Raw genomic sequence first — 23724 nt, forward strand, 5'->3', positions numbered from 1 at the left:
GTTTGAATATGTCTCAAAGCGGTCTGTGAATATTTTGTGTAAGTAGGAGGATATGCTGAGAATAGGGTGATGCCTGTATAGAGATTTGGGAGAGATTAGGAAAATCTCTGAAAGATAATGAAATATTTACCTAGGGTTTACCCTAGTATGTCAGCATCAGAAGCGTATGATGAAAGGCAATAAAGGTGACGCTGTAGCGAATTTGGTATGACGCCATCCTTTTCTTGTAGGTATTCACAACAGATAGAGGAATAATTATGGCAACAAAGACAATTGCGGATTTATTGGTTAATACTTTGGTTAATGCAGGCATTGAGCGCATTTGGGGTATCACTGGAGATAGTCTAAATGGAATTAATGATAGTTTGCGACGCAATGGGAAAATTCGTTGGATGCATGTTCGTCATGAAGAAACTGCTGCTTTTGCTGCTGGTGCAGAGGCAGCTGTGACAGGGAAGTTGGCTGTGTGTGCAGGAAGTTGTGGGCCAGGTAATTTGCATTTGATTAACGGATTGTTCGATTGTCAGCGTAATCATGTGCCAGTGCTAGCGATTGCATCTCATATTCCATCGACAGAGATTGGTTTAGGCTATTTTCAGGAAACCCACCCACAGGAATTGTTTCGCGAGTGTAGCTATTTTGCAGAATTGGTGTCTAATCCCAAGCAGATGCCAGAAGTTTTATTGCGAGCAATGAATGTCGCTGTGGGCAAAAAAGGGGTTGCTGTTATTGTATTGCCAGGTGATGTTTCTTTAGCAGAAGTAGGTGTCGACAATATACAATGGACACCTCCAGCAGAACCTCAAGTAATTCCTTCATCATCAACTATACAATCCTTGGCTCAAGAATTGAATGCCGCCCAAAACATCACAATTTTAGCTGGTTCAGGATGTGCTGGTGCTCATGATGAGGTTGTTGCTATTGCTCAGCGTTTGAAAGCCCCAGTAGTACATGCTTTGCGGGGTAAGGAATGGGTCGAATGGGATAATCCTAATGATGTTGGTATGACTGGGTTAATTGGCTTTTCTTCAGGCTATCATGCGATGTTAAATAGTGATGCCTTACTGATGTTAGGAACCGATTTTCCTTATCGACCTTTTTATCCAGAAAATACCAAAGTTTTTCAAATTGATATTGACCCAGCTAATTTGGGTAAACGTATTCCGTTGACAATGGGAGTTGTCGGGGGAGTGAAAGAAACTCTAGCAGCTTTATTGCCTTTATTAAAAGATAATAAGCCAGATGACTTTTTAAGCAAAGCAGTAACTCATTATCACCAAGCACGCAAGGAATTAGATGAGTTGGCTGTTCCTTCTAGCAAGGGGAACCCTATTCATCCGCAGTACCTTATGAAACGCTTAAGTGAATTAGCAAAAGAAAATGCTGTCTTCACCGCAGATGTGGGAACGCCTACTGTTTGGGCTGCCCGTTATTTGACGATGAATGGTCAGCGTCGACTATTGGGTTCCTTTAACCATGGCTCTATGGCTAATGCAATGATGCAGGCTTTAGGGGCACAAGGGGTTGATAATCAACGCCAAGTAATTGCTTTATGTGGTGATGGTGGGTTCAGCATGATGATGGGCGAAATTCTAACCATAAAACAGTTGAATTTACCAGTTAAATTAATCATCTTTAATAATAGTACGCTAGGGTTCGTGGCTATGGAGATGAAGGCCGCTGGTTATCTAGATCATGCCACCGATTTAGAAAATCCTAATTTTGCTCAAATGGCAAAAGCAGTAGGAATAACAGCGTATCGGATTGAAGATTCAGCTGATTTAGATACTGTGTTGCCTGCCGCTTTGGCTGAAGCAGGTCCTGTGTTGGTGGATGTGGTAACGGCCAAGCAGGAGTTGGCACTTCCTCCTAAAATTCAGTTGGCACAAGCCAAAGGATTTAGTTTGTTTATGCTTAAGGCCATCATGAATGGAAGAGGTGACCAAATTAAAGAGTTAATCAAGACAAATTGGCGACGTTAATAGAAGAGGACTACAAGGCATAAAGTAGGAGAAATTTATGCCAACAAAGTCTCTTACTCGTGAATATGAGAAAAAACTGTTAAAATAGTAGAGTTTTAATAGATTTTATTGAGATCAATGTATATGAGTTATTTAATCACACGAACAACGACCAACACATATTAGTCTGGTGCCGCTCGTGCGTTTTCTCTTTGCATTGATTTTATTGGTAACGCGGCTGCCAAAAGGGGTCGCGTTTTTTATTTTTAAGGTTATTCCATGATTCAAATTACTTTACCCGATGGTTCCAAACGTGAGTTTGAACAAGCTGTCTCTGTGGCAGACGTTGCGCATGCCATTGCGCCTAGTTTAGCTAAAGCCGCCCTAGCAGGTAAGATTGGCACAACGACGGGTGAGACGAAACTTGTGGATACTAGTTATATCATTGATAAAGATACTTCACTTGCTATTGTGACTGCTAAAGATCCTGAGGGATTAGACTTGATTCGTCACTCTACAGCGCATTTGCTTGCCTATGCAGTGAAATCTTTATTTCCAGAAGCTCAAGTGACTATTGGACCAGTCATTGACAACGGTTTTTACTATGACTTCTCTTACAAACGCCCATTTACGCCTGAAGATTTAGAAAAAATCGAGAAAAAAATGCACGAACTTGCCAAGAAAGATGAAAAAGTTGTGCGAGAGGAGTGGTTGCGTGATGATGCGGTTGCTTTCTTTAAGGAGCAGGGCGAGAACTACAAGGCAGAAATTATTGCGTCCATTCCTGCCAATGAGACCATTAGTCTTTATCGTGAGGGAGATTTTATCGACCTTTGTCGGGGTCCTCACGTGCCATCAACAGGGAAGCTCAAAGTATTTAAACTGATGAAAGTGGCAGGGGCTTATTGGCGTGGTGATGCTAAAAACGAGATGCTACAGCGTATTTATGGTACCGCATGGGCGACAAAAGAAGAGCAACAAGCCTACCTAACCATGCTAGAAGAGGCAGAGCGTCGAGATCATCGTAAACTAGGTCGCGATTTGGATTTATTCCACTTTCAAGATGAAGCCCCTGGATTGATTTTCTGGCATCCAAAGGGCTGGAAAATTTGGCAACAAGTTGAGCAGTATATGCGCCAAGTGTATATTGACAATGGTTATCAAGAAGTTAAAGCGCCACAGATTTTGGATTTAAGTCTGTGGAAAAAGACAGGTCACTGGGACAATTACAAAGAAAACATGTTCACGACCGAGTCTGAAAACCGTGAATATGGTCTTAAACCAATGAACTGTCCAGGTCATGTACAGATTTATAACGCAGGTTTACACTCTTACCGTGAATTGCCTATTCGCTATGGTGAGTTTGGACAATGTCACCGTAATGAACCCTCTGGTTCTTTACATGGTATGATGCGTGTGCGTGGTTTTACCCAAGACGATGGACATATTTTCTGTACAGAAGACCAGCTGTTGACTGAGTGTGCCAACTTTACCGCATTATTGCAAAAAGTGTACAAGGACTTTGGCTTTACCGAGGTACTTTATAAGATTGCCACTCGCCCTGAGAAGCGTATTGGTTCAGATGAAATCTGGGATAAAGCCGAAAAAGCACTTATGGAGAGTTTGCATCAGTCGCACTGTGAATATGAAATCTCTCCAGGAGAGGGAGCGTTCTACGGTCCTAAGATTGAATATACACTGAAAGATGCTATTGGTCGTCATTGGCAATGTGGCACTATCCAAGTTGACTTCTCTATGCCAGTGCGTCTTGGTGCAGAGTATGTGGATGCAGATGATCAACGCAAGACACCAGTTATGCTCCATCGTGCCATTTTAGGTTCTTTAGAGCGTTTTATTGGTATGCTGATTGAGAACCATGCAGGTGCTATGCCACCTTGGTTGTCTCCAGAACAAGCGGTGATTTGCCCGATTTCAGAGCAATTTAACGATTATGCCCAGGCCTTATGTGATCAATTCAAAGCACGAGGCTTTAGGGTGAGTGCGGATTTACGTAATGAGAAGATTACGCGTAAAATTCGTGAGAACAGCTTACAAAAAGTTCCCTATATCCTTGTGGTAGGTGAAAAAGAACGTGAGGCTCAAGGTGTAGCCGTACGTGCCCGTGGTAATGTGGACTTGGGTATTATGCCTGTTGAGGAGTTTATGGCTCGTTTAGCTGACGATGTCAAATATCGTCGTGACATTCAAACAGCCTAAAATTTATTGGTAGGACTTACAAGTTTCTTTCTGCACAGAGTTGTATCGTTGGTAGAATGAAAACATAGGATGCTAATAGTTATTGTAGAGTACAGCATTAGGTAAGTCCATTTTTTAATTAACTTTTAAGGAGTGCTAACATCGCAACCGAAAAAGCACACCATATTAATGGTGAAATTCGTAGTCCTGAAGTTCGTCTTATTGGCTTAGAAGGCGAACAATTAGGTGTAGTATCAATCAAAGAAGCTTTGGCCAAAGCAGAAGAGTTGGAGACCGACTTAGTCGAGATTGCTCCCAATGCTTCTCCGCCAGTGTGCCGTTTGATGGATTATGGTAAGTTCCGTTACCAAGAGCAGAAACGTCAACGTGAAGCCAAAGCCAAACAAAAAGTTGTTCAGGTGAAGGAGCTCAAGTTCCGTCCTGGTACAGACGAGGGTGACTACCAAGTGAAGTTACGTAGCCTCAAACGCTTTATTGAGGATGGTGACAAAGTGAAAGTGACTCTGCGTTTCCGTGGGCGAGAGATGGCTCACCAAGACCTAGGGATGAAAGTGTTAGAGCGTATCCGTGACGATTTAGGTGATACTGTTGCTGTAGAAGCAATGCCCAAATTAGAGGGACGCCAAATGGTTATGGTTGTTGCACCAAAACGCGGTAAATAACCATAATGTCGTGACATTGTACAACGTGTATAATGTTTGACATTATAGTAGTAAGCTTAAATGCAGGCTACAACATCAAAAAAGGTGGTGTGGCAATTTAGGCGTTTTGTCATATAAAAAGGGGGTAACTTATAGGTTACCCTATTTGTGTTTGTAGATATGCGAGTATTATTTATTATTGACCCTATTACATCACTTAAAGCCTACAAAGATAGCTCTGTGGCTATGATGTATGCTTGCCATGATCGAGGTCATCAAGTGTTTATTACTGAGCAGCCCGACCTTTATATCCAAGGACAGGTATTTGCACGTGTACAAGCTATTCAATTATTGGATGAAGTAGATTTACACAGCAACAACTGGTGGCAATATGAGGGTGAGTCGCAAGATATGAACTTGGCTGATTTTGACGCTGTTATCATGCGTAAAGATCCTCCTTTTGATATGGAGTATGCTTATAGTTGCCACCTACTTGCTTATGCTGAGAAATTTGGTGCCAAAGTATTTAATTCTGGCTCTGCTATGCTGGCACACCCTGAGAAATTAGCAATTACAGAATTCTCTCAGTTTACCGCACCGACATTGGTTTCTCGTGATATGGAGCGCATTAAAGCATTTTACCGTGAGCATGGTGAAGTTGTTGTGAAGCCATTGGATGGTATGGGAGGTATGGGGATTTTCCGTTTATCTTCGCATGAGCCTAATCTGAATGCAATTTTAGAAATGCTGACACGTAATGGTCAGGAGACTATTATGGCACAACGCTATATCCCTGATATTGTGAAGGGAGATAAGCGTATTCTCATCATCAACGGAGAACCAGTGCCATATTGTCTTGCCCGCATTCCTTTGGCAGGAGAGACACGAGGTAATTTAGCGGCTGGTGGTCGTGGAGTAGCACAACCGTTAAGTGAGCGTGACTGGGAAATTGCTCGTGCTTTAGCCCCCACACTGAAAGCTCGTGGGTTATTTGTCGTTGGTCTGGATGTGATTGGAGATTATCTCACTGAAGTTAACGTGACAAGTCCCACATGCTTTGTAGAAATTACAACACAGACTGATTTTCATGTTAGTCAGTTCTTTGTAGAACAACTCGAAAAAGTTGTAGGTGCCTAATCATGAGTGCATTGATAGTTGTTGTGACGCATGCTCCTTTAGCGTCGGCCTTAAGAGAAGTGGTACTACACGTTTTTCCTACTGTTGATACGATGCTTGTTTATGATATTTTGCCAGATGTACAACCAGAGGTCATGCAAGCACAGATTATGGCAGATGTCCAACGGAAACAGCAGTCAACACAACAACGGGTATTAGTGTTTAGTGATTTGATAGGAGCAACTCCTGCGAATATTGCCATGCGCGTGGTCTATGCCTTAAATCCACATGGTGTTCCTGTGACGCATACTGCTCCCTCATCATTAGGCAATATTGCTGAAATTAAACCTACAATGGTAGAACGCAGTGTGTTTTTTGGTGGTGTCAATGTTTGTATGCTACTAAATGCTGTACGCTATGCTGACTTGCCAGTGGATGAGCTAAAAGCCAAGATTCTTGAGGGGGGAAAAAAAGGGATGCAGACGGTGGATTGCTCCTGTATGGCAAGTTAAGGTCATAGGCTAGACAGCTGCTGAGTGGGCTGGGCTTGTTGCTGAGTAGGTTGGGCTTGGCAAGAGTATAGATTGTTTTGTAAAGAGTAGTTAGGAGAGGGGGCAATGTATGGGTTGCTCCTATATAACAAGAAATTCTGGAGTTATTATGGCTTCTGTTAATGTAGAAATCATTAATCGTTTGGGGTTACACGCTCGTGCAGCTTCTAAATTGACGCAATTAGCGTCTACTTTTAAGAGTGAAATTTTTATTTCTAAGGCACAACAGCGCGTGAACGCAAAGAGTATTATGGGGGTCATGCTATTGGCAGCAGGTAAGGGTATGACAGTTACCCTAGATGCAGAAGGCGAGGATGCTGAGGAAGCACTTAAAGCGATTACGCAATTGTTTAATGAGCGTTTTGGTGAGCCAGACTAATGTAGGCTCCGCGGTAATCAAGATAAGCGAGTAAAGATGATGGATACTATAACAACAAGTTCAACAGCAGTGGTGGCACTTCATGGCAAAGGAGTGGCTAAAGGGATTGCTATTGGTCATGCCGTCATCATGGGGGCGGCACTACTAGAGGTCAAACACCATCTTATTGCTCCCGAAGATATTGATAACGAATGTGCTCGTCTAGATCATGCATTACAGGCAGTGGCAGAGGACCTAGAATACATCAAGAATAATCTTCCCGAAGATGCACCAATGGAGTTGGCACCCGTTCTAACCGTGCATAGTATGTTGCTAGCGGATCCTATGCTAGCAAGCGAGATTAAAGAAATTATCCGGACACGTCGCTACAATGCCGAGTGGGCTTTGTCTACACAAGGGCAGATTCTTGCCGATCAATTCGGGCAAATGGATGATGAATACTTGCGTGAAAGAGCAAGTGATGTGACACAAGTGATTGAGCGAGTGTTGTCGTTTTTAGCTGGGGTTAAAAGTTTTGATTTACAAAACCTTCCAGATCATGATGAAGATGATTTACCCTTTATTGTTGTTGCTCATGATATTTCCCCAGCGGATATGCTGAATTTGCGAGCCAAGCACTTTGCTGCTTTTATCACCGATGCAGGGGGGCCAACATCTCATACCGCTATTGTGGCAAGAAGTATGCATGTGCCTGCTGTAGTCGGTATGAAGAATGTTCGCTCCTTGGTGCGTGATAGAGAGGTGTTGATTGTTGATGGGGATGCAGGTTTAGTGATTGTAAATCCCTCCCCACTGATTTTGGCTCAGTATCGCCAGAAACAACGTCAACAAGAAACCGAACGTGAGTTTTTACTACTGCAAAAAGACGAACCAGCAGTAACGGTAGATGGCGTTTTTATTGAGTTAGAAGGTAATATTGAGCTTCCTGAAGAGGCGGCAGAAGTGCTTGCTATGGGGGCTACGGGGATAGGTTTGTATCGTAGTGAATTTTTGTTTATGAATCGCGATTCTTTACCAAGCGAGGAGGAACAATACAAGGCGTATTCATCTGTGCTAAAAACCATGGGAGAAAAGGCTGTCACGATTCGTACATTAGATATAGGCTCGGACAAGACTTTGCACGATGATGCTACAGTAGCGGTGAATCCAGCCTTGGGATTACGTGCGGTACGTTATTGTCTTGCCCATCCAGAAATGTTTCTGACACAGTTGCGCGCCTTATTACGTGCCTCCATTCATGGGCGTTTGCGAATTTTAATTCCGATGATTTCTCACATGCATGAAGTGCAAGAGGTTAAGCGCTATCTCACTCAAGCCCAAAATGAGTTGATGGCCGAGGGCTATGAGATTAGTGACAAGATTGAGCTGGGGGCTATGGTAGAAATTCCTGCTATTGCTATTGCGATTGAACCTTTCCTGAAAGAGCTTGATTTTGTGTCTATCGGTACTAATGATTTAATTCAGTATACCTTGGCAGTCGACCGTGTAGATGATGAGGTGGTAGGACTATATGATTCTGTGCATCCTGCTGTGTTACGTCTTATTCATAATACGATTCAGGCAGGGGATAGGGCGGGCAAGCCTGTGTGTGTTTGTGGTGAGATGGCAGGGGATACGCAGTATACGAAGTTGTTGCTAGGTTTAGGGTTAAAGAGTTTCTCTATGCACCCTGCTCATGTGCCAGAGGTTAAGCAAATTGTTCGTCAATCGCACACTAATGTACTGCGGACACGAGTGGCAAATACATTGAACTATGGTGTAGCGATTGATTTAGATGCGGTTAATGCGGCGTAGTATTTCGCTGTTGAGAAAGTGCCACTATGACACTTTCAGTGCCGCTGATTTTACTTATACACAGGTAGCTGCATGAACGCGTGAGTCGCTCAAACAGTGTCTCACTTCGTTCGCCAAACTCGCTTTGTCATCGCATTCATCTTCGCTACCTGTGCTTGTCTGTGGTTGCGCTGATGGTATTTTCTATACCGCTGATTTTACTTATACACAGGTAGCTGCATGAACGCGTGAGTCGCTCGAACAGTGTCTCACTTCGTTCGCCAAACTCGCTTTGTCACCGCATTCATCTCCGCTGCCTGTGCTTGTCTGTGGTTGCGCTGATGGTATTTTCTATACCGCTGATTTTATTTGCGCACAGGTAGCTGCATGAACGCGTGAGTCGCTCGAACAGTGTCTCACTTCGTTCGCCAAACTCGCTTTGTCATCGCGTTCATCTCCGCTGCCTGTGTTCGCTGGTGGTTGCGTTGATGGTATTTTCAGTGCCGCTGATTTTATTTGCGCACAGGTAGCTGCATGAACGTGTGAGTCGCTCGAACAGTGTCTCACTTCGTTCGCCAAACTCGCTTTGTCATCGCGTTCATCTCCGCTGCCTGTGTTCGCTGGTGGTTGCGTTGATGGTATTTTCAGTGCCGCTGATTTCATTTACGCACAGGTAGCTGCATGAACGCGTGAGTCGCTCAAACAGTGTTGCACACACTTCGTCGCAGAGCTCCTCAGATAATGTGTCTGTGTTGCTGCTTTCATTTACGCACAGGTAGCTGCATGAATGCGTGAGTCGCTCGAACAGTGTCTCACTTCGTTCGCCAAACTCGCTTTGTCATCGCATTCATCTCCGCTACCTGTACTCATTTGTGGCGGTGTTGATAGCAAAATTTACCGCTCTGGTGGCTTCATCGAAGCTGACGCCGATTTCAAAGATTTGTTTTGCCTCAGCTCGGTATTTTTCCGCATAATTGCGCTCTTTAATCTGCTCCAGTGCTTCTTGAGCAGTACCCGCTTGTTTCACTTTGAACTCAAAGATATACACATTGCCCTGCTCAATAGCAACTAAATCGGCTCGTCCTTGAGAAGAAGCGTCTTCCATGATAAAGTCAGCGCAGGCACCGGCGAAGAACATTCCAATGGCGCTTTGCCAATGGCCTTCAAACTGGGCGATATTATTGCGTCTATAAGCATCGCTAGGGATACTGGCGATAGCACTTTTAATCAGTTGCTGTAATTGTGCAATATCGCCATCACGTAAGCATTTGCGTAAATCGCTAATTGCTTTTCTACCGTCTAGTTTGAGGACTTCTTGCAGCCATTTGCTACTGAGGGATTGACGGACTTCGTAGTTTGGAAACTTGAGGGTATATTGGCGTAAATAACCTGGTTCTTCAAAGACTTTATCAATCGTGAGATAGCCTGTTTGAAAGAGGACAGGAATAGGGTGTAGGCTACCCACATCGACTGAGGCGAGTAGATCAGAGGTTTCTGCGATACGAGTGATGTCAGCAAGAGAGAACTCATTACTGGTGAGCAGTTTCATCAAGAAAGAAGCATTGCCCCCAGTACTCATCCAGTAGTTATCAAAGGCACAGCCGCCTTTAAAAAATAACAGAATATCAAAAGGATTGTAGACACTTTCCCCTGTCCAGTTATAGCCGTTATACCAGAACTTGACTTGCTCTAAGTCCACGCCTTGTAACTCAGGGGCGAAGACAGATTCCAGTTCCTCTTGGGTGTAACCGCATAACGCTGAATACTTCGCACGTAGGGTGATGTCTTCAAGATTGTTTAGTCCAGAGAATAAGCTCATTTGCCCAAACTTAGAGACACCTGTCAGCATAGCAAAGCGAATGCTGCCTGATAAATCTTTAATCTGAGAATAGAGGGATTTTAAAAGACCTCGCACTTCGGAGGCGATTTCTGAATTGTCCAGATTATCGATGATGGGTTTGTCGTATTCGTCGATAAGAACAACGACTTTTTGTCCATAGTGTTGCTCTGTTTTTTGAATTAATTTTTTAAATGCTCGCCCCAAGCCTAAATTAATATCGTCTTTTTGTAATGGTACTTGAAGCCGGTGAGCATTGTCCTCTATGCTATCTTGAATAATGATGCGCAGTTCTTCAATATCATGCTGCTCTACTTCCCCTGCAAACGACAAACGAATCACAGGGTAGGTGGTGTCCCAGTCCCAATTGTTTTCGGCATATAAGCCTTCAAATAATGTTTTGTTCCCAGAAAACAACTCCGCCATAGTATCCAGTGTGAGGCTTTTACCAAAGCGACGAGGGCGGGAGAGAAAGACAAAGCGAGAAGAAGTGATTAAATCAATAATCAAGGGCGTTTTGTCGACATAGTAGTAATCCATCTCGCGCAAATCGGAGAAACTAGAAATCCCAATAGGAAGCAGTTTTTTCTCTGTATTTTGAATTGTCATCATCACTCCTTGGCGGTGTCTTGTGGTGGTATTTTAGCATGCTAAGTGGTCTATACCGGATGAAGTGCTGCTATGACACTTTCAGTGCCGCTGATTTTATTTACGCACAGGTAGCTGCATGAACGCGTGAGTCGCTCAAACAGTGTCTTACTTCGTTCGCCAAACTCGCTTTGTCATCGCGTTCATCTCCGCTGCCTGTGCTTGTCTGTGGTTGCGTTGATGGTGTTTTCAGTGCCGCTGATTTCATTTGCACACAGGTAGCTGCATGAACGCGTGAGTCGCTCAGACAGTGTCTCACTTCGTTCGCCAAACTCGCTTTGTCATCGCACCCACTTCGTTGCAGAGCTCCTCAGATAATGTGGCACAAATAGTCCGTTAGGGTTCTTTTTGCTATATACGTTTCACTGCAAATGAGCATTAACAGAGTCCGAGTTTGTGTGGCTGATTTGCATTTTCCTCATAGGCTTTTTGCACAATACGCACCACCTCAACAGGATCGTCAGTCACTGTATAAAGTTGTAAGTCTTCGGGTGAGATATAACCATTAGCCAATAAACCAGTCTCAAAGAATCGCAATAAATCAGCCCAGAACTCATGACCGACAAAGATGATAGGTGCTTTGTTAGCTTTACGAGTTTGAATTAGCGTCAGTGCTTCAAAAAGCTCATCTAGCGTACCAAACCCACCGGGCATGATGATATATGCCCAGCTATTCATAAAGAATGTGGTTTTACGAGACATAAAGTATTTAAACGAGACGCTGTGCGATAAGTAAACATTGTCCTTGGTCTCAAAAGGTAGCTTAATGCATAAACCGACACTAGTACCCCCGGCTTCATGACAGCCTTTATTTGCAGCTTCCATAATCCCAGGTCCGCCACCTGATATAATGCTAAAACCAGCCTGTGCTAATCCACGACTAATTTCTAACGTCTTGGTATAGTAGAGATTATCGGGTTTAGTACGGGCACTACCAAAGATACTAACAGCTTTGGTTAATTCACGGAGATGCTCTGCGGAGTCAGCGAGTTCCTCAGAGATTTCTTTAATCTGTCCTTTAATTGTAGATGCTCTTAAGTCAATCATGAAAAATAAAACCTTATTACTTGTTGATGGTTCCAGTTACTTGTACCGTGCCTATTATGCGATGCCCAATCTGCGTAACCAAGCACAAGAGCCGACAGGGGCGATTTTTGGCATGATTAACATGATGCGCAGAATTCAGCAGGACTTTCATCCTGATTACATGGTGTGCGTTTTTGATGCACCCGGTAAAACTTTCAGAGATGAACTCTATCCTGATTATAAGGGACAACGCCCACCGATGCCAGACGACTTACGCGTGCAGATAGAGCCTATTTACGAGACAATTACGGCACTGGGTTGGCCTGTTATTGCCCAACCAGGGGTAGAAGCCGATGACATCATTGCTACTTTAGCAGAAATTGCAAGACAAAATGATGTCAAAACAATTATTTCTACAGGCGATAAAGATATTGCACAACTGGTAGATGACCATATTAGCCTTATTAACACCATGACCGGAGAGCGTCTTGACCGTGACGGAGTTAAACAAAAATTTGGTGTTTATCCAGAGCAGATTATTGATTTTTTGATGCTAGTTGGTGACAAGGTAGACAATGTCCCAGGTGTAGAAAAAGTGGGGGAAAAAACGGCAGCGAAATGGCTTGGAGAGTATGGCAACTTGGATAATTTGATTGCCAATGCAGATAAACTGACAGGAAAAATTGGTGAAAATTTCCGTAAAGCCATTGGACAGTTTGATTTAACGCGTCAGCTTATTACGATTAAGCGTGATTGCGATATGAGTGAGTTTTATACAGGGTTTGAGCAGTTACAGCCTAAACCCGAAGACAAAGAAAAACTAATAGCCTTATTTAACCGCTTTGGTTTCAAGACTTTTTTACGCGAAGTGTCTGGAGATGCTAATGCGATTCCAACCCAAGATGCACGCATCGAAGAAAACCTACCAGAAGTGCCAACAACAGTGCAGTATGAGATGGTGAATACGGATGAGCAACTCCAGGCTTGTTTAAAAGCTATCCAAGCAGCAGAGGCGGTTGCATTTGATACTGAGACCAATAGTCTTGACAGTATGCAGGCAAAACTGGTGGGTATATCGTTGTCTATAAAGGTAGGTCAGGCATGGTATATTCCGCTTGCCCATACAGGGTTGATGGATCAACAGTTGGATAAAAAACAGGTGCTTACGCTGTTTAGGTCTTGGTTAGAGAGCGATAAGCCCACTAAAATTCTTCAAAATGCAAAATTTGATGCCCATGTATTGGCCAATGAGGGCATCACATTGCGAGGCGTTAAACATGATACTATGCTGATGGCATATGTATTAGCCTCTCATCAAAAAGTGAATTTAGAAGAGTTGGCATCCCGCTACTTAGGGCGCAAGGGGCTGAGTTTTGAAGAGATTTGCGGTAAAGGAGCCAGTGCTATTACCTTTGATCAAGTACCTTTGGACAAAGCGACCCAATATGCTTGTGAAGATGCTGATTTTACTTTCCAAGTGGCACAGGTGCTATTACCTCGCATTGAAGCAAATATAGGGTATCAACAGACTTATGCATTAGAAATGCAGGTTTGGCCTGTACTATTGGCTATGGAGAGAGTAGGGGTAAAACTTGATGAGCAAGAGTTATTCACTCAGTCTATGGAGTTGGGACAACGCCTAACAGTGCTAGAAGGACAGGCGTTTGAATTAGCAGGGCAGGAATTTAACCTTAACTCCCCCAAACAATTAGGAGAAGTGCTATTTGATAAGTTGCACCTCCCTGTATTGAGCAAAACCAGCAAAGGAGCTCCTTCGACAGATGAAGAGACATTAACCAAACTAGCACAGGACTATCCTTTGCCTAAACTGATTTTAGAGTATCGCAGTTTGGCAAAATTAAAATCCACGTATACAGATAAGTTACCACAAATGATTTTTGCTGGTACAGGGAGAGTACATACCAATTATGCACAAGCTGCTGTGGTGACAGGACGTTTATCTTCTTCTGATCCCAATTTACAAAACATCCCTATTCGCACCGAGGAGGGACGTCGTGTGCGTAAAGCATTTATTGCCGAGCAGGGTTTTCACATTATGTCGGCTGACTATTCACAGATTGAGTTGCGTGTGATGGCCCATTTATCAGGTGATGCTAATTTACAAAAAGCATTTGCTGAGGGCAAAGATATTCACCGAGCGACAGCAGCAGAGGTGTTTGGGGTGAGTTTGGAGGCTGTGACATCTGAACAGCGCCGAGCGGCCAAGGCCATTAACTTTGGTCTCATCTATGGCATGGGGGCATTTGGTTTAGCGAGTAATTTGGGTATTACAAGAGAGGCTGCTCAGAATTATATAGCTCGCTATTTTGCGCGTTATCCTGGGGTTGCTGCTTATATGGAGAAAACGCGTGCAAAGGCCAATGAGCTGGGCTATGTAGAAACCGTATTTGGTCGTCGTTTGTGGTTGCCTGAAATTAAAGGAGCCAAGGGACCGCGTAAGGCGGCAGCAGAGCGAGCGGCGATTAATGCACCGATGCAAGGGACAGCTGCTGATTTAATTAAAAAAGCAATGGTGGCTGTGCAGAATTGGTTAGCAGAACAAGGATTAACCTCGAGAATGATTATGCAGGTACACGATGAGTTAGTACTTGAGGTGAAAGATGATGAAGCTACACGAGTGCGAGAGCATTTGCCCCGTTTGATGGCAGAAGTGGCTAATTTAGCTGTGCCATTGCTTGCAGAGGTAGGGGAAGGAAAGAACTGGGGTGATGCTCATTAATTTGCCTTTGCACTGCAACTTGAGTACTCAATGCTGAAGCATATTCAGCAAGTGATATGCATTAATTTGCCCTTAACCTGCAACTTGAGTACTCAATGTTGAAGCATATTCAGCAAGTGATATACATTAATTTGCCTTTGTTTTGCACCATATTCTATCAGATTGTGCTGTAAAACTTTGCCATAGACAGCAGAGAGCACAAAGCCAAGAAAACCGTGTATAATCGGGAAGTTTGCCTAGGCTGTCATGGCTTAAGTATTGGTCAATGGCGAGCAAACATTTCTCACACACTTCTCTTTTAGGAACTTGGTATGTCATATTTTCCCACTTGGCGTAAGCAAACAACGCCCGGTGCCATTGTAGCACCCGATGAATATTTACCAGTTGGTCAAACTTTGCTCATGGGCGCACAACATGTGGTAGCGATGTTCGGTTCTACCGTGTTGGCGCCTTTATTAATGGGGTTTGATGCTAACTTGGCCATATTGATGTCAGGTATTGGTACCTTAATCTTTTTCTTATTTGTAAAAGGTCGAGTACCGAGTTATTTAGGTTCTAGTTTTGCTTTTATTGGTGGTGTAGTATCAGTGACAGGTTACACTGCTGGTGCAGGATTAAATCCAAACATTGGAGTAGCACTTGGTGCCATTATCATGTGCGGCCTAGTTTATACATTGATTGGTGTGTTGGTTTGGGCCCTCAATACCAAGGGACATGCGTCGGCTTGGATTGAAAAGTTGATGCCCCCTGTAGTAACCGGAGCGATTGTTGCGGTTATTGGGCTTAACCTTGCTCCTATTGCGGCACAAGGAGCAATGGCTAGTGGCACGACATTTGACGCATTGATGTCCATTATGACTATCTTCTGCGTGGGGTTGGTGGCTGTATTTACTAAGGGGTCTGTCCAACGTCTACTTATCCTAGTAGGGTTGATGGTTTCTTATGTGGTGTATTTCTTCTTTACCAATATGCTTGGTTATGGTAAGCCGATTGATTTTACAGAACTACAAGCAGCTCCTTGGTTTGGTTTGCCTACATTAAGCACCCCTAAATTTGAGCTAGGAGCAATTACAGTCATTGTTCCTGTTGCTGTCATTTTGGTTGCAGAGAACCTTGGTCATATCCGTGCCGTGAGTGCGATGACAGGGCAGGATCTTGATCAATATTTAGGTCGTGCCTTTGTAGGTGATGGTGTCGCTACTATGGTGTCAGGCTCTGTGGGAGGGACTGGTGTGACAACATATGCTGAAAATATTGGTGTCATGGCAGTGACTCGTGTATATTCAACTTTATTATTTGTTGTTACAGCATTTTTTGCAATTATTCTTGGTTTTTCGCCTAAGTTTGGTGCATTGATTCACAGTATCCCTGGCCCAGTATTGGGAGGTGTCTCTGTCGTTGTATTCGGCTTGATTGCTGTTGCTGGTGCTCGTATCTGGGTGATTAATAACGTTGATTTCTCTGATAACAAGAACCTTATCGTAGCTGCAGTTACCCTTATTATGGGAGCAGGTAACTTTACCCTAGATATGGGAGGATTCCGTTTAGAGGGTATTGGTACAGCAACATTTGGTGCGATTATTCTTTATGCATTATTAAATCGCAAAAAATCTGATGAACCTATTTAATCAATAGAGGAAAGTCACTTGATTTTTAGGAGAATATCTCTATAATATAGGTTTTTAAGCGCTCTGCATGATGTATGCAGAGCGTTTTCATTTTATCAAGTCTCGAATAATTTAAATTCTAACCAAAGGAAGTTTTATGGCAGCAATACCATTAACGGCAGCAGGTGTTAAGCGTTTATACGAAGAATTAACTCGTTTAAAATCAGTTGAACGTCCTGCTGTGATTGAGGCTATCGCAGAAGCTCGTGCCCAAGGTGATTTATCTGAAAACGCTGAGTACGAGGCGGCTCGTGAGCGTCAGGCGTTTATTGAGGGGCGTATTAAAGAGCTTGATGGAGTATTGTCTAATGCCCAAGTAATTGACCCAACTGTTCTTGAGACAGATGGACGTATTGTATTTGGTGCAACCGTAACACTAGAAGACCAAGAAAGTGGCGATGAAGTAAAATACCAAATCGTGGGCGATTTAGAAGCAGATATTCGTCAGAATTTAATTTCTATTTCAAGCCCGGTAGCACGTGCTCTTATTGGTAAATACGAGGGAGACCTTATCCAAGTGCGTGTCCCATCAGGAGAGCGAGAGTTTGAGATTTTATCAGTAGAGTATATCTAAGCTAAAATGAGGGTTGTGCCACAAGAAGACCTCTATCCAATGACAATGCTGCTGTAGTGATATGTTGGTTTAAGAAGACCACTACTCAATGACAATGCTGTGGTAGTAGTCTGGTGATTCAATAAAACGCTTGTTGGATGCTCTAGCAAGCGTTTTATTGTGAGGATTAACGTCCGCGACGACCAGCTCGAAGTGTTAATGCACTACCTGTACGGCGAGAGGCTGAACGTGTAGAGCGTGAAACAACAGTACGGCCAGCACCACGACGTGCAGTTGTGCGCTCTTCAGTGCGAATACTACTACGTACAGGAATGGTGGGTTTACTAGGTTTTTTAACAAGCTCATCATTGGCTTTAGGGGCTACGGATTTGCGTTTTTTATCTTTAATCGTCTTGCCTGCTGCAGCGAGCTTCTTGGGTGTATACTCTTCGTTGGGTAGACGTTTACTTCGCTCAACTGGAGGTTTTGCCCCTGCTAATAAGTGGGCATGTTGAGGGGCAAAGCGAAAGAGGGTTAATACCTTACCAAAGTGTGCAACACTTACGCAGCCTAGTTCAGCACAGATAGCTTGGAGAATCATAAGACGGTTTTCGCGGTCATCTCCAGCGACGCGTACCTTAATAAGACCATGAGCGGTTAAACTGAGGTCAATTTCTTTTAATACAGCAGGGGTGAGACCGTTATTCTCACCAACTTGTACAGTAGGTTTTAAGGCATGAGCAGCAGCACGTAATACACTGCGCTCTTTAGAAGATAATTCAGTTATAGACATATTTATTATTCACTAGGGTTTTAGGCAATGGCCAAAAAGAAATTCTCAAAAGAATGGATTCATCAACATATTAATGATCCATACGTCAAAATGGCTCAACAAAAAGGTTATCGAGCACGCGCAGCTTTTAAGCTTATTGAGATTTTAGACACAGAAAAGCTTATGCGCAAGGGAGATATTATAGTGGATTTAGGTTCCTCTCCGGGCAGTTGGTCACAAGTAGCACGAGAAAGATTACTTGGGCCAGGAGGAGTGATTGATGGACGTGTGATTGCTTTGGATATTCTACCCATGGAACCCATCGCAGGTGTAGAGTTTATTCAGGGGGATTTTCGTGAAGATGAGGTTTTGGATCAGCTTAAAGAAAAAGTGGGTGAACAGCAAGTTGATTTAGTTATTTCTGACATGGCACCTAATTTATCAGGTATTAGTTCAGCTGATTCTGCACGTATTCAGCACATTGTAGAGCTAGCAGTAGATTTTGCAATAAATCACTTAAAACCAGAGGGAGCCTTAATTGTCAAAGCATTTCATGGTAGCGGATTTTCACAACTTGTAGAATTATTTAAACGTCACTTTAAGCGTGTAGTAGAGCGTAAGCCTAAAGCCTCTCGTGATAAGTCTGCCGAGACTTTTATTATTGGTAAAGGTTTAAAGGTAAAATGAAAAGGTTGAGTCTTGGACAAACAGGCCTTATCTTGAAACTGCCCGTATAGCTGGGCACCAATATTGCGGGAGCTGAATGATTAATTTTAACAGCAGCTGGACAGCAAGGTTGGGGGCTAATATAGCACTTCTTGGATATAGAATGGCATTTATCAGGTCGCACCTATGGGCGTATTTCTTTAGGGAGATTGGCAATACCCATAGGTGTGTTTTTAGTGAAGAAGATACTAAAAAAGTAATGTTTTCACATCACTGTGCTGGCACGTTAGAAGTTTGTCCAGCCTGATGCGATGCTTTTTCTTGTAGGCTTTGCTGAACCATACTTAGACATGCAGTATAGAATAGACTAACTTGTTCTTTTTTATTGAATTTGTCTACTGGTTCTTTCCATAGCTCGGTTGCATATTGACTAAATATCTCCAATGCTTGAGAAGAAAGAGATGCCTTGTCATGTAGATAAGTAATTGCCTGATCCAATGTTTGATGATTTGTGTGCATATCAAGTAAAGTGGCAACAATCTGACTAGCAGGTAAACAAAGCTTCTCAGGAGAGAAGGGGCTGGTATCAGTAGCATTTGCTTGAGATACAGAAGATGTTTCTTTGGTGCCTAGAACTTTCCATGCTATGACTGCCACAATGGCAATAATTACTATAAGAATAAATAGTTTGTGAGTAGATTTCATTTTAAATAAACTTCTTTTTAGTAAATAAAGTTTTAAGTTTAAAGTAATTTAAGCTAAACCCGCTAGTTTACACGGTTAAGAGCCATCTATCAATGAGAAATTATCGTTGTATAATTGGTATATTTGTTTAACAATGATGAATAATCATGCACCGAAAGAAGCATTTTTTACTTATTGTTTTAAGCCTATTTTTAGGATTTTTTGCCTATGCATTAGGTAAATCCACGTCTCCTATCTTTTCTGACGAACAAGGGCAATCTTCTACTTGTGAGGTGGTGCTTGCTCATTTTAATCAGGACGTATTAGATGGACAGATTGATACTGCACAGTTAGTTGATATTGTGCGGACCTTACAACGACAACACCAACTACCAGCCTATTTTGTAACCAAGCAAAAAGCGCGTCAATTAGGCTGGACACCAGGCATGGCTTTTAATCGTATACCTGCCTTACAAGGAAAGTCTATAGGAGGTGATCGTTTCGGTAACTATGAACAACGCTTACCCGCAGGTGACTGGAAGGAAGCTGATTTAGATTATCATGGAGAAAAGCGTAATGCTAAACGGATTGTGTTTAGTCGCCAGGGCGATCAATATGTCACCATTAATCACTATCAACAATTTCATAAGGTGCCAGCATGTCAGTAAAAGTGTGTGAGTTAGTAAAAGTAGAATCAATGTCACAGTTTTATCAGCACATGGTACATAGCCTAAATTTGCCACAATATATGGCTCATAATCTTGATGCTTTGTTTGATAGCTTAAGCGCAGATGTAGAAGGTCCGATTTTTATTTATTGGCCTAATCATCAGGTAGCCTTTCAACAACTGGGAGAGGATAAGGTTCAAAGAATAATAAATGTTTTTCGAGACTTGCAGCGTATGCGCCCTGATTTTTTTGTATATCTTGATTAGTGGCAAGAAGGTTAAGTTTTCATCAATAACTGTAGTAAAGATACAACGAAGTGAGACTTTATTGTAAGAAAAGAAGAGGGATAAGAGGGGCTGTGGTAGGATAGTAGGATTTAGTAGGAGATTGATGTGTCATACAATACTGACGATATTCGGATTCATGAAATTAGAGAGTTAAGTCCCCCATCACACTTGATGCGTGAGTTTCCCATTTCTGTAGCAGCCTCTCATGTGGTACATCGGGCACGCCATACTATCCATGATGTTTTGACTGGTCAGGACGATCGTCTTGTAGTAGTAGTAGGTCCCTGTTCTATTCACGATCCTAAAGCAGCTTTAGAATATGCAGATCGTCTCAAAGTTTTGCGTGAACAGTACAAAGACACGCTTGAAATCGTGATGCGTGTGTACTTCGAGAAACCCCGTACTACTGTTGGCTGGAAGGGGCTAATCAATGACCCAGACTTAGATCACAGTTTTAATATTAACAAGGGTCTACGCATTGCTCGCCAATTACTGTTAGAAATTAATGAAAAGGGCTTACCTGCTGGTTGCGAGTACCTTGATATGATTACACCACAGTATATTGCGGACCTCGTCTCTTGGGGGGCGATTGGTGCACGTACTACAGAGAGTCAGGTACATCGTGAGTTGGCTTCTGGTTTGTCTTGCCCTGTTGGCTTTAAAAATGGCACTGACGGCAATGTCCGTATTGCTATTGATGCAATTAAAGCAGCCTCATCTCCCCATCACTTTCTATCAGTGACTAAAGGAGGTCATTCTGCAATTGTGAAGACCAAAGGCAATGAAGACTGCCATATTATTTTACGTGGTGGTAAAGTGCCTAATTACCAAGCAGAGTTCGTACAGGCAGCGAGTGAAGCATTAGAAAAATCAGGCTTACGTCCTCGTGTCATGATTGATGCCAGCCATGCTAATAGCTCTAAAAAGCCTGAGAATCAACCTCTTGTATTAGAAGATGTTGCTCAACAAATTGAGGCAGGTGATAATCGCATCTTTGGTGTAATGATTGAGTCTCACTTAGTTTCTGGTCGTCAAGATCATGTGGAGGGTGTTCCTCTTGTTTATGGTCAAAGTATCACTGATGGATGTATTGGTTGGGATACAACAGAAGAAGTTATTGCCCGCTTGGCTAGAGCTGTTGCTAACCGCCGAGAAGTAAAGAACTAATCACTATTTTCTCTCACCTTGGTCTCATATCATTAGAGATTGCTGTATGAGATAGTAATTCGAGACAACCTAGTTAGGTTGTCTTTTTTTATGGGAAATGTGCTGGTACAAAATCCTGTAGAAGTAGTGAGTAGCACAAATTAACCATTTTTAGTTAGAGTTTCTTATTTTGAGGTTTGTATGAATACAGCAGTGGGTATACAGAAAACTAATCAAACTAAGATGGTGATGAGATTGTTATATCAAAATAAACGTTATTCAATGGCGTTTACCAGTCCCAAAGAGTTTCGGGCATGGGTGGTGGCAAAGACCCAAGAACTGGATGTTCATCAAGACAAAAAAGCATCACATAACATAACTTTAAGGCTTATTTTCCAACGTTACATTAATGAAAAACTACAAGCACCAGTTAAAAAACAAGATAGAAATAGAATTCAAAAATTTCTGCGTGATAATGTTGCCATAGTGAGTAAACCACTGTCTGATGTTACCAAGGCAGATATGCGGGGATGGATAAAAAGGCGTAGTGAAGAGGTCTCAGGAACTACCATTCGCAAAGAAGTGAGCCATATCAATATGGTATATAAAATAGCGCAAAATGAATGGGATCTTAAAGTTAAAAATCCACTTATAGGCTTAACAAAGCCAACAGCCAAACCACCAAGGGAACGCTTGATTTATGACTGGGAAATAGAAACACTTAAAGCCACTATGGGATATTGTCAAGGTATTGCATTACCTACCATTAAATTACGAACCATAGTGGCTTTTCTTTTTGCACTGGAGACAGGCTTAAGGGCAGGGGAGATTTGTAAACTCAAATGGGAAGATATTTCTGTATCAGGGAAAGTTTTAAAAGTTAAAAACGCTAAAACCCGTTCGGGGATACGAGAAGTACCACTTAGCTCTACTGCGAGAGATTTATTACAGCAATGTGGACTTAACAACTCAAGTGATACTGTTTTTCGTCTCAAACCCTCTCAATTAGACAGTAATTTTAGAAGGTATCGTGATAAAGCAGGGTTAAAAGGATTTACCTTTCACGATGCACGAGCCACTGCCATTACCCGATTAGCCAAGAAATTAAATGTGCTGGACCTTGCCAGAATTATTGGACATAAGAATGTGCAGACACTGATGATTTATTATCGGGAAGGAGCTGAGACACTAGTGGAGAAACTAGGGTAGGGGAAAGATTAGGTAGGATAAATTCGTCCTACTGGTTTGCATAAATAATGATTTTCAGTATAGTAAAAAGCAATAAGCGAGGATCGCGACTCCTCGCTTATTAGGTGAAGTCCCCGGACCTTTGAACTCGGGGACACAACCAGGGAGTAAAGAAATGGAGCAAATCATTTCAATACTCACCTTAGTTGTAGCGATATTAGAGATTGTGATAGCAATCCTAGAGCTACTTGAAAAACTAAGGTAGTACAAAAGGGGGAAAGACAATGTCAAGTACCCCTGAGTACTCGGCTTATATACTAACAAATTCTTTATTTCTTAGCAAGTTATCTTTACGGTGAGCCAGAGGCTCTCTGTGACGATGAATGCCAAACGAAGAGACTGTAAGAAGTTCGGACACCAAGCGAGTTTGCTTCAGTAGGGTTGCTAAGCAACCCTACTAGAAGCACTGTTCGAGCGACTGTCGAACCTTCTGCAAGTCTCTTTGTTACGTTTGCCCACGTCGTCGCAGAGCTCCTCCGGAAAATAAGGCACAAAACCGTCAGTAGTTGACGGTTTCGTGTCCATATTTCCCCCACGTCGAGCCAGAGGCTCTCCGAGATCCACGTCGCCCCAGAGGGGCTCCGCGACCCACGTCGAGCCAGAGGCTCTCCGAGATAATAGGCGCGAAACAGTCCATTAGGACTGTTTCTGGTCCTATTATCTCCATTGGAAACCAACACCGACACCAACGCCTACTTTACCTCGGCTATTGAATGAACCATTTGCCTTGATAATGAATTTGCCGTTGTCTGAGCGGCGAGAGAAACCAATCGCTGTTGCTGTCTCTCCGTCATAAGAACCTCCAGCAAGTGACAACATATTCGCGCCTGCATCTGCCGCTTGTGGCAAGCTAGCAATCGCAATCGCTGTCGCGGTGCCTGCATTTGCGTTACGTTTGTATTTCTCAACTTTGCGGTCTACCTCTCCTACTTGTCCTGCAAGTCTAGAAAGTTGGTTCATATTTACCGCATCGTTTGGTCCAATACCATCTGCTACACCAGTAATCACGGTAGGTTGACCATCTGTACCACTGACGTTCATCACGTTATTCATATCCCCGTGGTATTGTGGATCACCCTCATTGGTGATATTCACATTACCCACTTGAATATTCTTAGTGGCTTTAACAGTCTCTACTTCAAGA

General features: G+C 42.9%; 20 protein-coding genes. 15 read left to right on the forward strand and 5 right to left on the reverse strand.

Features of this window, described 5'->3' with window-relative positions:
* Positions 1 to 257: 257 nt before the first annotated feature.
* From poxB to ptsP, 7 genes are all read left to right on the forward strand, one after another.
* The gene (gene poxB, locus HKX40_RS06965) at positions 258 to 1982 is read left to right on the forward strand and encodes a ubiquinone-dependent pyruvate dehydrogenase (protein WP_171588839.1); all 1725 of its coding nucleotides are present in this window, start codon (positions 258 to 260) and stop codon (positions 1980 to 1982) included.
* Positions 1983 to 2240: 258 nt separating this feature from the next.
* A complete protein-coding gene (gene thrS / locus HKX40_RS06970; RefSeq protein ID WP_171588840.1) occupies positions 2241 to 4178 on the forward strand; it encodes a threonine--tRNA ligase in 1938 nt (645 codons plus the stop codon).
* Positions 4179 to 4318: 140 nt separating this feature from the next.
* Positions 4319 to 4840, forward strand: coding sequence for a translation initiation factor IF-3 (gene infC / locus HKX40_RS06975; RefSeq protein WP_171588873.1), 522 nt, complete (start codon positions 4319 to 4321; stop codon positions 4838 to 4840).
* A 159-nt stretch (positions 4841 to 4999) separates the two neighbouring features.
* The gene (gene gshB, locus HKX40_RS06980; protein WP_171588841.1) at positions 5000 to 5956 is read left to right on the forward strand and encodes a glutathione synthase; all 957 of its coding nucleotides are present in this window, start codon (positions 5000 to 5002) and stop codon (positions 5954 to 5956) included.
* A gap of 2 nt (positions 5957 to 5958) precedes the next feature.
* The gene (locus tag HKX40_RS06985) at positions 5959 to 6447 is read left to right on the forward strand and encodes a PTS sugar transporter subunit IIA (protein WP_171588842.1); all 489 of its coding nucleotides are present in this window, start codon (positions 5959 to 5961) and stop codon (positions 6445 to 6447) included.
* A gap of 148 nt (positions 6448 to 6595) precedes the next feature.
* Positions 6596 to 6865 (forward strand): HPr family phosphocarrier protein, encoded by a 270-nt coding sequence (locus HKX40_RS06990; RefSeq protein WP_171588843.1) that lies wholly within the window; start codon positions 6596 to 6598, stop codon positions 6863 to 6865.
* Positions 6866 to 6901: 36 nt separating this feature from the next.
* Positions 6902 to 8659 carry a phosphoenolpyruvate--protein phosphotransferase gene (ptsP, locus tag HKX40_RS06995; RefSeq protein WP_171588844.1) on the forward strand — a complete coding sequence of 586 codons (1758 nt, stop codon included), beginning with the start codon at positions 6902 to 6904 and terminating at the stop codon, positions 8657 to 8659.
* A gap of 835 nt (positions 8660 to 9494) precedes the next feature.
* On the opposite strand, the gene HKX40_RS07000 is transcribed toward ptsP, so the two are convergent.
* Both HKX40_RS07000 and HKX40_RS07005 read right to left on the reverse strand, forming a co-directional pair.
* The gene (locus HKX40_RS07000) at positions 9495 to 11087 is read right to left on the reverse strand and encodes an ATP-binding protein (protein WP_171588845.1); all 1593 of its coding nucleotides are present in this window, start codon (positions 11085 to 11087) and stop codon (positions 9495 to 9497) included.
* Between the two features lie 414 nt (positions 11088 to 11501).
* Positions 11502 to 12170 carry an LOG family protein gene (locus HKX40_RS07005; RefSeq protein ID WP_171588846.1) on the reverse strand — a complete coding sequence of 223 codons (669 nt, stop codon included), beginning with the start codon at positions 12168 to 12170 and terminating at the stop codon, positions 11502 to 11504.
* Between HKX40_RS07005 and polA the strand changes: the two genes are divergently transcribed.
* The 3 genes from polA (at position 12169) to greA (ending at position 17130) form a co-directional block, all read left to right on the forward strand.
* Complete coding sequence (gene polA / locus HKX40_RS07010; RefSeq protein ID WP_171588847.1) at positions 12169 to 14889, forward strand: DNA polymerase I; 2721 nt, start codon at positions 12169 to 12171, stop codon at positions 14887 to 14889. The two genes, HKX40_RS07005 and polA, sit on opposite strands and share 2 nt — an antisense overlap.
* Before the next feature lie 311 nt (positions 14890 to 15200).
* Complete coding sequence (locus HKX40_RS07015; protein WP_171588848.1) at positions 15201 to 16517, forward strand: solute carrier family 23 protein; 1317 nt, start codon at positions 15201 to 15203, stop codon at positions 16515 to 16517.
* 136 nt (positions 16518 to 16653) lie between these two features.
* On the forward strand, positions 16654 to 17130 hold the full coding sequence (greA, locus tag HKX40_RS07020; RefSeq protein WP_171588849.1) for a transcription elongation factor GreA: 477 nt from the start codon (positions 16654 to 16656) through the stop codon (positions 17128 to 17130).
* 166 nt (positions 17131 to 17296) lie between these two features.
* On the opposite strand, the gene HKX40_RS07025 is transcribed toward greA, so the two are convergent.
* The gene (locus HKX40_RS07025) at positions 17297 to 17902 is read right to left on the reverse strand and encodes a YhbY family RNA-binding protein (RefSeq protein WP_171588850.1); all 606 of its coding nucleotides are present in this window, start codon (positions 17900 to 17902) and stop codon (positions 17297 to 17299) included.
* Positions 17903 to 17929: 27 nt separating this feature from the next.
* Here HKX40_RS07025 and HKX40_RS07030 point away from each other — a divergent pair, with 27 nt between their 5' ends.
* Positions 17930 to 18568 (forward strand): RlmE family RNA methyltransferase, encoded by a 639-nt coding sequence (locus tag HKX40_RS07030; RefSeq protein ID WP_171588851.1) that lies wholly within the window; start codon positions 17930 to 17932, stop codon positions 18566 to 18568.
* Positions 18569 to 18817: 249 nt separating this feature from the next.
* Here the strand turns inward: HKX40_RS07030 and HKX40_RS07035 are convergent, their stop codons facing one another.
* Positions 18818 to 19252 (reverse strand): hypothetical protein, encoded by a 435-nt coding sequence (locus HKX40_RS07035; RefSeq protein ID WP_171588852.1) that lies wholly within the window; start codon positions 19250 to 19252, stop codon positions 18818 to 18820.
* Positions 19253 to 19398: 146 nt separating this feature from the next.
* On the opposite strand from HKX40_RS07035, the gene HKX40_RS07040 reads away from it, so the two are divergent.
* The 4 genes from HKX40_RS07040 (at position 19399) to HKX40_RS07055 (ending at position 22541) form a co-directional block, all read left to right on the forward strand.
* Positions 19399 to 19899, forward strand: coding sequence for a ribonuclease domain-containing protein (locus HKX40_RS07040; protein ID WP_171588853.1), 501 nt, complete (start codon positions 19399 to 19401; stop codon positions 19897 to 19899).
* Positions 19890 to 20165, forward strand: coding sequence for a barstar family protein (locus tag HKX40_RS07045; RefSeq protein ID WP_171588854.1), 276 nt, complete (start codon positions 19890 to 19892; stop codon positions 20163 to 20165). Before HKX40_RS07040 ends, HKX40_RS07045 begins: the two co-directional genes overlap by 10 nt.
* A gap of 126 nt (positions 20166 to 20291) precedes the next feature.
* Positions 20292 to 21353, forward strand: a complete 1062-nt coding sequence (gene aroG / locus HKX40_RS07050; RefSeq protein ID WP_171588855.1) for a 3-deoxy-7-phosphoheptulonate synthase AroG — start codon at positions 20292 to 20294, stop codon at positions 21351 to 21353.
* A 180-nt stretch (positions 21354 to 21533) separates the two neighbouring features.
* Positions 21534 to 22541, forward strand: coding sequence for a tyrosine-type recombinase/integrase (locus tag HKX40_RS07055; RefSeq protein ID WP_171588856.1), 1008 nt, complete (start codon positions 21534 to 21536; stop codon positions 22539 to 22541).
* Between the two features lie 696 nt (positions 22542 to 23237).
* Here the strand turns inward: HKX40_RS07055 and HKX40_RS07060 are convergent.
* On the reverse strand, positions 23238 to 23724 hold a 487-nt coding region (locus HKX40_RS07060), incomplete at its 5' end, for a YadA-like family protein (RefSeq protein WP_171588857.1).

The organism is Pelistega europaea, assembly GCF_013133775.1.
GTDB lineage: Bacteria > Pseudomonadota > Gammaproteobacteria > Burkholderiales > Burkholderiaceae_B > Taylorella > Taylorella europaea.